Annotated in this window: 10 protein-coding genes and 1 pseudogene; 5 read left to right on the plus strand and 6 right to left on the minus strand. The window is 39.1% G+C overall.

The window, feature by feature from the left end; genetic code table 11:
• On the minus strand, positions 1-155 hold a 155-nt coding region (locus GJU39_RS24360; protein WP_154281226.1), incomplete at its 3' end, for a transposase.
• A 146-nt stretch (positions 156-301) separates the two neighbouring features.
• Between GJU39_RS24360 and GJU39_RS22535 the strand changes: the two genes are divergently transcribed.
• The gene (locus GJU39_RS22535) at positions 302-799 is read left to right on the plus strand and encodes a thioredoxin family protein (RefSeq protein ID WP_245228067.1); all 498 of its coding nucleotides are present in this window, start codon (positions 302-304) and stop codon (positions 797-799) included.
• A 320-nt stretch (positions 800-1,119) separates the two neighbouring features.
• On the opposite strand, the pseudogene GJU39_RS22540 reads toward GJU39_RS22535, so the two are convergent.
• Together GJU39_RS22540 and GJU39_RS22545 are read right to left on the minus strand one after the other, a co-directional pair.
• A pseudogene (locus GJU39_RS22540) lies at positions 1,120-1,494 on the minus strand (sigma-70 family RNA polymerase sigma factor); the annotation flags it as partial.
• Between the two features lie 392 nt (positions 1,495-1,886).
• Complete coding sequence (locus GJU39_RS22545) at positions 1,887-2,714, minus strand: helix-turn-helix domain-containing protein (protein ID WP_154283254.1); 828 nt, start codon at positions 2,712-2,714, stop codon at positions 1,887-1,889.
• A 109-nt stretch (positions 2,715-2,823) separates the two neighbouring features.
• On the opposite strand from GJU39_RS22545, the gene map reads away from it, so the two are divergent.
• A complete protein-coding gene (gene map / locus GJU39_RS22550) occupies positions 2,824-3,585 on the plus strand; it encodes a type I methionyl aminopeptidase (RefSeq protein WP_154283255.1) in 762 nt (253 codons plus the stop codon).
• 527 nt (positions 3,586-4,112) lie between these two features.
• Here map and GJU39_RS22555 read toward each other — a convergent pair.
• The gene (locus tag GJU39_RS22555) at positions 4,113-4,742 is read right to left on the minus strand and encodes an NAD(P)H-dependent oxidoreductase (protein WP_154283256.1); all 630 of its coding nucleotides are present in this window, start codon (positions 4,740-4,742) and stop codon (positions 4,113-4,115) included.
• 146 nt (positions 4,743-4,888) lie between these two features.
• On the opposite strand from GJU39_RS22555, the gene GJU39_RS22560 reads away from it, so the two are divergent.
• Positions 4,889-5,197, plus strand: coding sequence for a winged helix-turn-helix transcriptional regulator (locus GJU39_RS22560; protein WP_154283261.1), 309 nt, complete (start codon positions 4,889-4,891; stop codon positions 5,195-5,197).
• Between the two features lie 169 nt (positions 5,198-5,366).
• Positions 5,367-5,744: a nuclear transport factor 2 family protein gene (locus GJU39_RS22565; protein WP_154283257.1), complete on the plus strand. Its 378-nt coding sequence runs from the start codon at positions 5,367-5,369 to the stop codon at positions 5,742-5,744.
• A gap of 122 nt (positions 5,745-5,866) precedes the next feature.
• Here the strand turns inward: GJU39_RS22565 and GJU39_RS22570 are convergent, their stop codons facing one another.
• Positions 5,867-6,724, minus strand: a complete 858-nt coding sequence (locus tag GJU39_RS22570; RefSeq protein WP_154283258.1) for a LysR family transcriptional regulator — start codon at positions 6,722-6,724, stop codon at positions 5,867-5,869.
• Positions 6,725-6,815: 91 nt separating this feature from the next.
• On the opposite strand from GJU39_RS22570, the gene GJU39_RS22575 reads away from it, so the two are divergent.
• On the plus strand, positions 6,816-7,790 hold the full coding sequence (locus GJU39_RS22575; RefSeq protein ID WP_154283259.1) for an alpha/beta fold hydrolase: 975 nt from the start codon (positions 6,816-6,818) through the stop codon (positions 7,788-7,790).
• Between the two features lie 307 nt (positions 7,791-8,097).
• Here the strand turns inward: GJU39_RS22575 and GJU39_RS22580 are convergent.
• A partial coding sequence (locus GJU39_RS22580; protein ID WP_209437718.1) for an alpha/beta fold hydrolase occupies positions 8,098-9,079 on the minus strand: 982 nt, incomplete at its 5' end.

Here is a 9,079-nt window from a genome sequence, read left to right on the forward strand (position 1 = left end):
GGACTCTGTTTGGGCTCCGACTCACGCTGTCTCCATTTACTCAGAAGGCTATCGTTTATTCCAAGCTCATCTGCAACCTCTTTCACCGATCCTCGGCTATTAGATAAATCTATAGCCATTTTTTTGAAGGAATCATCAAATACTCGTTTGCTCATATAATCAAATTTAAAAGTTTCTAGTTAAATCTGACAACTAAATTCCTCCAGTCAAATGTAGCAACTCCAGTGCACCCCTAAAGAGTATATCTGCTTTTCTTCCTCCCCAGGAAACACAGGATTTTGATCTGTACACTGCTGGACTTCTGAATCCAAAACATAAAGCAGCAAATGGTGAAAGGCATAAATACCAAGACAAATTCCATGCTCCTTTAAAGTTAGATGCTTATTTCGATTATAATGAAGGGCTAGCGGCTGCTAAGCGATTAAATAAACCTATTCTTATCGACTTCACTGGTCATGCCTGTGTGAACTGCAGAAAAATGGAAGCTAATGTCTGGTCCGATAAAATTGTTTATAAGATGATTAGCAATGAGTATGTACTCATACAGTTGTATGTCGATGATAAATCTGAACTGGCTCCTGAAGACATTATAATCTCAGCTGAAGGAAAAAAACTGAACACTATTGGCAAGAAATGGAGCGAATTACAAATCCAAAAATTCCACTCCAATTCACAACCATTTTATGTATTGCTTGATCCAAAAACAGAGACATTGTTAGGACCTCCTCAAGGTGCAGATTATGAAATAGCGAACTATCAGATGTTTTTGAAAACCGGTTTGCAAGCATTTGGTAAATAAATTCAAGTGAAACAATAGCGCGATCATTGTTTTATTCATAGTTTAATTAGGGATACAATGGACAGTACTGGATGGTCTGTCCTTGTTATTTTACCAGCTAAAAGTAATTAAAGCAGTTGCTAAAATCAATATAATTATTTTTCAGTGAGGCGACAATTAGATGTATATATTTAATATTAGACGCTTGATTAAGCTCTAGCTTTCGAAAAACGCATTATAAGCCCTTAAGAGCTCCATGGTTTATCCAATAATTTCAGAGAAAATTTTGATGAAGGCAATATAATTAATTGTACACTGTTCTTGGGAGAGATTCAGCTTTTTCAAATAATATCCCGAAGGACCCCAGCAATGATTATAAAATGAAGACCGCCGCCTAGATTACCGGATATGTCCTTAATGGCTTTGGTCAAATGATTATTTACAGTCTTTTCTGAAATGGTAAGCTCCTGCGCAATCTGGCGATGGGTCTTACCTTCTTCCCTACTCATCCTATAAACTATACGGCATTTTTCAGGTAACCGGGCAACCGATGCTTCAAGTTTTGCCATGAGCTCTTTTTCCAGTATCGCTATGTCAGCAGAAGCGGAGAAGCCTGGAAGGTGGTGCATCAATATACCCTCCATTTTCTGACGTTTTCTGTATCTTTTGTCCAGGATATTAATCACGCGATACTTAACAGCTACAGCTAAATAAGTATAAAGTGAATATTTAAGAAAAAGTGACTCTCATCGAAGCCATATGCTACAGAAGATATCCTGAACACATTCCTCGCCTTCCTCGACGCTTCCCAGGGCATTTGTGGCAAGCACAAATATTTTCTTCCAATAGCGTTTATAAATTTGATTGAACGCAGATTCATCACCCGAGCGCAAAAGTGCAATCAGTTTACCCTCTTCATATGTATCATAAACTGGCATGTTTGATTTGTACTGCTAAGATACATAAATGTCATTACATTTGAACATTCCCTCAAGGAATCATTTGATAAGCTAAGTGGCTGAAATAAATGGTGTGTGCAGAACAGGATATCCATCTCTGCTAATCAATGCTGTTGCTATTTCACCCCATTACATACCTCATTAAAGTACTAGAAGCGAGACTTTAGATAATCCATCGGCGATTTTCCGGTATAGGATTTAAAGTCTTTCAGGAAATGATTAGCATCATAATAGCCATATGAGATGGCAATATGGGTTAAATCAACATCATTAGCATCAACTAAATCCAGATAGGCATGGATAAAGCGCTGGAGTTGAAGAAAATCCTTGGGCAAGATTCCGATACTCCTGGAGAAATTTCGTTCCAGCCACTTGTAGCTAACGCCTGCATTATTGGTCAGGCCTAATACCATAGCATTCCCCTTCATTATTTTAATATGTTCTAATATTTTGCTTAAGGGGCCAGACATAACATCTCTGGAAGCACGCCTATGAACAAAGCTTCCAATAAAATCGATTTTTTTTTCAATTGTTTTACAGTCAAAAAACGCTCCCAAATTGAAATAGCATTTGCTTGCGATATGTTCAAATGGAGCAATGGGACTATCTTTAAAATATTGGGCATTCAGCCCAAATAAATTATTAAACGCTCCGGGAAAGAATCGGACTATAAGCGTCTGTTTGGTGTTGTCGTTGTATTGAATATAAGAATTCTTAATCGGACCTGCACTTGCCCAAGCCGCTTTAATTTGATAGGTATCATTCATGCTGGTAACCGTTATGGAATGGCTATCGTTCTGAAGAAATACAAGAACAGGAAATCCGTCATTGAAAATAAGCTGTTTGACCTCCTTTGGATCTTTGTTAAAGACATAGAACCCTTCTATCACAGCATTGTTTTCACTACAAGGATCAATTCTATAAGCATCCGTACTGAATGTTCTGGTGTGTATCTTTTGCAAATAGTCTATAGGCATTTTACAAATCTAGGGTAAAACTATCGTCATGAAAAATATTCTGTGTCTAAAATTTACTATGAGCAAAATTTTAATAGCCATAGATTTGGAAAAAAAACTATTAATACCTATGATTATCAGAACCGAAATAGAGCGCCAAGGAATGAATGCAGTAAGTGATGTGGTGGGGCAAACCTTGAAAAAAATGAAGGCATTTGCGAGGATAGGCATGTCGACCAAAGAGATAGATAATTATGGAAGGGAGATATTAGAAGGATTTGGTGCAAAGTCTGCCCCTTATGAGACCTACGCCTTTCCCGGCTACAGCTGCATCAGCGTTAATCACGCATTTGCCCATGGAGTACCATCTGATCGGGTCATACTAAAAAACGGTGATATCATTAACATCGATGTCTCTGCCGAATTAAATGGCTTTTGGTCTGATAATGGATGCTCATTCATTATAGGCGAAGATATTCAGGGTTTGCAAGATCTCGTTGATACTTCGAAAAAGATCTTACTGGAAGCCATTTCAAAAATCAGTAGTGGAGTGAGAATAGCCGATATTGGAAAAGTAATGGAAAGCAAAGCAAAGAAAAAAGGATTTACTGTTATCAGAGATTTAGGAGGTCATGGAATTGGACGATCATTGCATGAGGAACCGGATGCGATAATGAATTATTATGACCGATATGATACTGTAAGGCGATTTCAAAAAGATTCGGTGGTCGCTATTGAGACCTTCATCTCTACCAAATCTACACGTATAAAGACAGAATCAGATGGCTGGACTTTTACTGGAAGCAGAGGCGGATTTGTGGCCCAACATGAACACACTATACTGGTAACTTCTTCGAGGCCAGTAATCCTGACCGCCTCAAATGAAATATAATTAATAGATAAGTATCATACCGTTCAAAAAACCTGGAAGACGGAATGCTCAAAATAGCTAAGGGTACACTCCAATGATACGCAACCCAGTAAGAAACTTAAAAATGGTTTTCCCGGTAGATTGAACACAAATAAAAAGATAAAACATACCTAGAAAATCAAATGGAGTGATACTGGTCGAATGCAAAACTCTCAAGCTTATACATCTGTTTATACTTATTTTAAACAGCAGTAAAGAATGTTGATTTGGATTGCATTTAAATTCTGGTAAGCATACTTGGCTGGTAAGTTAGACACCTTTAAGGATACCTTAATATACCTGGAAAAGAATATGTTACAAAACTTGACTCGATTGAGTGCTCCTCTTCGAACGATAAGTAACAGCACATGAGTATCTGTTATCAAAATAGAAAATTTCAAAAAAGACGATTAAAATGTAATCCTATTAAACCAAATTGAACACTATCAATCGTATTCAATTTGGTTTTGAAGCAAAAGTACATGTGTATTTTTGAATGCTGAAGGATATTACCCGATAGAGCTAGCAAAATCCTGAACTGAAAGCCTTACTTTTTTCAAATTAGCGTATGGGTCAGTCTTTTCGTCCCTATATCCTATAGCAAGGGTGACAACGGATTTAAGACCTGATTTATTAAGACCTAACAAATCATCGAACCTACCAGCATCGAAACCTTCCATAGGGGTTGCATCAATTTTCAGCTCTGCTGCTGCTATCAGCGCTGTTCCAAGGCCAATATAGGCTTGCTTTGCTGCCCATATATGGCTTTGATCATCGCTCATACTGAGCAAACCGTTAACTAATGCGAGTTTAAAGTCCCCTAAACTCTCAACAGGAATCTCTCTACGATTTGCAATCCGGTTCATATAGCCCTCGATATGCTCCAGGGTTACTTTTTCATAGGCAGCAAAAACGATGAGGTGTGAGCAATCGATAATTTGGCTATTGAAGGAACCTTCACCCAACTCCTTCCTCAATGCCTGGTTTTGAATGATGACTATCCGGTATGGTTGGATACCTGTGGAAGATGCAGAGAGATTAATAGCCTCAATCAGCTTATCTATTTCCTCAGAAGAGACTTTTTGGTCATTGAATTTTTTGGTAGCATATCGCCATTTCAGATTTTCTAATAATTTCATTTTTATAATTTTTTGTTGTCGCAAAACTCAGCAAATTTTGTTTACTTTTGTCACCAACAGACAATAAGTATCAGTGACAAATAGGTAACCATGACAAAATGTTAAAGATAACCGCAACTCCGAGCCATGATTGTAAGATGGCAATCATGGGTGTGCATGATGCAATGGATGTATTGGGCGGGAAATGGAAAATCTCCATAATAACGTGCCTGTTATTTGGACCTCGCAGATACTCCGAGATTCTTCGTGATGTTAGTGGCATATCCGGGAAAGTATTAAGCAGAGAACTTAAAGAACTGGAGATAAATGTGCTTATAGAGCGGTCTGTATCGGAGTCAGCCCCTATTTCGGTAACCTATTCCTTAACCGAATATGGAGAATCTGTAACGCCCGTAATCACTGTATTATCCGGGTGGGGACAGGAACACAGAAGTACTATTAAAGCAAAAAGGTGATCAATAGCGCTAGCCAGAATGGTTATAACTAAAAATGGTCTAATAACTTTTCGCTAGAAGGAGCTAAAAAGTGCTGGTATACATTTTGTAATTAGACAACCTAGCGGCTAAACCGAGAATACAGGATCTTACCAGAATATAAACGGATTGATAATTATTTAGATACATCATGTCTCAAACAAATAAGGATAACGCCCTAGCTTTTTATGATTTAATGTTTAATCAGGCAAGACCTGCGGAGGCGGTCGCAAGGTATGTAGGTGATACCTATATACAACATAATCCGCACGTTAAGGATGGTAAGAAAGGCTTCATTGATTACTTTGAGGAAATGGCATCGAAGTTTCCACAGAAAAAGGTAGAATTTAAAAGGGTAATTTCGGAAGGGGATTTAGTGGTAATCCATTGTTATCAGCATTGGCCGGGAGATAAAGATTATGGAGCGATTGATATTTTCAGGTTTGACCAACAAGGAAAAATTGTGGAGCACTGGGATGTGCTACAAATCGTTCCAGAAAAATCCAAAAACCAGAATGGCATTTTTTGACAATCTTCAATAGAATCATCTGCATGCAACCAATTCTAATTGGATGAGAACATGGACTAATGTTATCCAGCCTCGAAGGGGTATCCAATAAATAACCTATTAAAATAAAAAACAGTATTCCATTATTGATACAATTTTATAAATGCCTTTAATGCAAGGGACTGCTCTTCTTGCTCCCTAAACACCAATACCGTATTCATCGTTCCTAACTGTTTAGTTAATTTATGAGTTTTGATTTCCCTACTCGCATAATAATGGTTAATAACTTCTTCAGGCATTAAGCTAATCCCGAGCCCAGCCTCCACGAAGTTGATTATCCCTTCAATGGAGTTCAGCACAGTGCTTTTATATTGGTTGACTCCTGCATAACTAAGATAGGCCTCAAGTCTTGCTCGAAATACGCATCCCTCAGCGAAGACGACGATCTTTAGCGGCTGCATTTTGAGCAGATCCTTAAGCGCTGGACCCTTGACCGCATTTATAATAACCAGATTTTCCTCCTTTACGTTGACTTCATTTAAACCTGCAACATTAAGCGGGCCGGAAACAAATGCCGCATCAAGGCTAAAACTCAACACTTCGCGGATAAGATCTGCTCTCATACCGGACTTGAACTCAAGCTCTACATCCGGATATTGGTGTTCAAAGCTGGTGAGAATTTCAGGAACTTTGAGTGCCATTGTAGTTTCAATACAGCCCACTTTTATAGTACCACTTACCTTATCTGTACCCATCACACTGCTTTTGGCATCCTCAACCAATTTCACAATTCGTCTGGCATAAGGCATTAACATTCGACCCTCAGCAGTTAGTGTTACCTTTCGAGAATTTCTAACAAAGAATTCCGCCCCAAATTCGTCCTCCAGGCTTTTAATCCTTGCGGTCACATTTGACTGGACGGTGAAAGTAGCTGCAGCGGCCTTGGTAAAGCTCCCGAGATCGGCAACGGCCTGAAAAATTTTAAAGTCGTTGGTGTTCATGGTTATCTATCATAAAAAATGATTCGTACAATCACTTTAAATCGTTTTGTACAATCAAATATGAGGCTTAATTTTGACATGTTAAAAAAAAATGAGAAAATTCTTGATTCACTTTGCTGGTCTGATTACATTTATATTATTGATGGTGAACGTATCAGCCGCAAATCTTAGACAGCAAATAAAAATAAATCCAAAGATGAAAGACACTTCAATTCATTACCGTTCAGTAACGGTAGACGGCCTTAAATTATTTTACAGAGAGGCAGGACCTGAGAAAGCTCCGGTACTGTTGTTGCTCCATGGTTATCCAACTTCCTCTCACATGTTCAGGAACCTGATCCCACAATTAAGTGAAAAATATCATGTTATTGCACCTGACCTTCCCGGTTTTGGCAATTCCTCTGCACCGGATCATAAGGAGTTTAATTATACCTTTGATAACCTTGCAGAGGTTATGCAAGGATTTATAGATCAGCTTACACTAGACCGCTTTGCGATATACATTTTTGACTATGGTGCACCGGTCGGACTGCGCTTAGCAGTTGCCAACCCGGATAAGATAACAGGAATTATATCTCAAAACGGAAATGCTTATGAGGAAGGTCTAAGTAAAGAGTGGGATCCGATACAGCGTTACTGGAAAGATCCTTCACAAGCTAATAGGGATGCCTTGAAGGATTTCGTATCGAAAGAGGCAACTTGGTTTCAGTATCATCAGGGTGTATCAGACCCATCGCTTATTGCGCCAGAGGCCTATTTGTTAGACCAACAGCTTCTGGATAGACCTGGAAATATTGAGATTCAACTGGATTTAGTTAAAGATTACAGAAGCAATGTTGCAATGTATCCTGATTTTCATAAATATTTCCGTAAATACCAGCCCAAATTGCTATTAGTATGGGGAGATAAGGACCCATATTTTCTGCCTGCAGGAGCGGAGGCCTACAAGAAAGATTTACCAAATGCTGATCTGAAATTTTTCGACACAGGTCATTTTGCTCTAGAAACCCATGCAAAAGAGATTGGCTCTAATATTCTGCTATTTATGGGCACTTTACCAAAATAACTGGATAGATATAGAAAACAACAACATCAACGTAACCATTGATTTTATTTGAAGAGAAATATTAAAGCGAACGGGCCATACCATGGGCCTGCTCGCTTTTTGCTTAAAATGTATTAAATTTTATGTGAATATCGTTGCTGAAAAACATTCGTTCAAAGCTAGACTTTATCCACTAAGCACAGCTGATAAGATATCTAAGAATTATGAAGTCAAGCGATATTAGAAAAACATGAGACGAATATCTATCATGGAGGCTACCTACCCTCCTCATTTCCTGAAAAATTTCGCATCTAACTAAGTACTGAGCTTACCAAGATTGAGGCAATTTTTCCGAAACAATCCTATCAAACTCAATAATCTCCTCGACTAAGGCTAATGGCTGTTCCTCTGGAATATAGTGACCAGAATCTTTGATATGCCCGCCGTAAACATCAATGGCGAGTTGCTTGATCCTATCATGTAAATCCGGCGCGCTACCCTTATCTCCCCCCAAAGCAAGGACGGGAATCTTCAGCAGTTGTTGACCAAATACTCGATTCTGTTCCATATCCTCCAACACTGAGCGATAATAACCTAGCATCCCCCTCATGCCCCCTAGCGCTGAATATACTCTTGTATATTCATCAAGATCCAGCTCTGTAAATGTATCTCGGTAATTCAAGGCCTTATTTTTAAAGAACCATTCGATCAAAATTCGCTCTCGACCTGCTAGCAATGCTTCTGGAAGATCAGCAATGGGATTGAACAGAAAGTGCCAATTTCGCCAATTATCAGGCCCAAGTGTAATAGTATCCTGGAGGGTCACTCCCGGAATATTTGCATCCAAAAGGACGATTCCTCTAAGGGAGCTTGCATATAGATGTCCAAAGGCATAGCCGACCCAGGCGCCGATATCATGTCCTACGTAAAGGAAATTTTCAAGACCAAGTTTTTCGACGAACCCATGAATTCGTTCGGCAGTAGTCTGGGTATCATATCCTCCGGGAGGCTTGTCCGAGTCACCCTGTCCTGGAAGATCCAATGCGATCACACGATATTTATTTGCTAAAAGCGGAATAACCTTTCGCCATGCATAACAACTTTGTGGGAACCCCGCCACAAGAAGGATTACTGGTCCCGTGCCCGATTCAAGATAGTGGAGCCTTAAATTATCAAAGCTTATTGAACAATCCTTAACTTCAATTAAATCGATATCTTTCATCAAGCAATAACTGGATATTCTGGCAATATTGACCCCAGTAATGCACCATACTGACCCCCCTCGGGGATTTGGCCTGTCATAGCTGACG

The organism is Pedobacter petrophilus (assembly GCF_009674725.1).
In the GTDB taxonomy this organism is placed as follows: domain Bacteria; phylum Bacteroidota; class Bacteroidia; order Sphingobacteriales; family Sphingobacteriaceae; genus Pedobacter; species Pedobacter petrophilus.

Bases quoted from the DNA above. Each gene is read 5' to 3' on its own strand.
- GJU39_RS22545 (WP_154283254.1), bottom strand. From the start codon at position 2,714: ATGCCTATAGACTATTTGCAAAAGATACACACCAGAACATTCAGTACG.
- GJU39_RS22555 (WP_154283256.1), bottom strand. From the start codon at position 4,742: ATGAAATTATTAGAAAATCTGAAATGGCGATATGCTACCAAAAAATTC.
- GJU39_RS22570 (WP_154283258.1), bottom strand. From the start codon at position 6,724: ATGAACACCAACGACTTTAAAATTTTTCAGGCCGTTGCCGATCTCGGG.
- map (WP_154283255.1), top strand. From the start codon at position 2,824: ATGATTATCAGAACCGAAATAGAGCGCCAAGGAATGAATGCAGTAAGT.
- GJU39_RS22575 (WP_154283259.1), top strand. From the start codon at position 6,816: ATGAGAAAATTCTTGATTCACTTTGCTGGTCTGATTACATTTATATTA.
- GJU39_RS22565 (WP_154283257.1), top strand. From the start codon at position 5,367: ATGTCTCAAACAAATAAGGATAACGCCCTAGCTTTTTATGATTTAATG.
- GJU39_RS22560 (WP_154283261.1), top strand. From the start codon at position 4,889: ATGGGTGTGCATGATGCAATGGATGTATTGGGCGGGAAATGGAAAATC.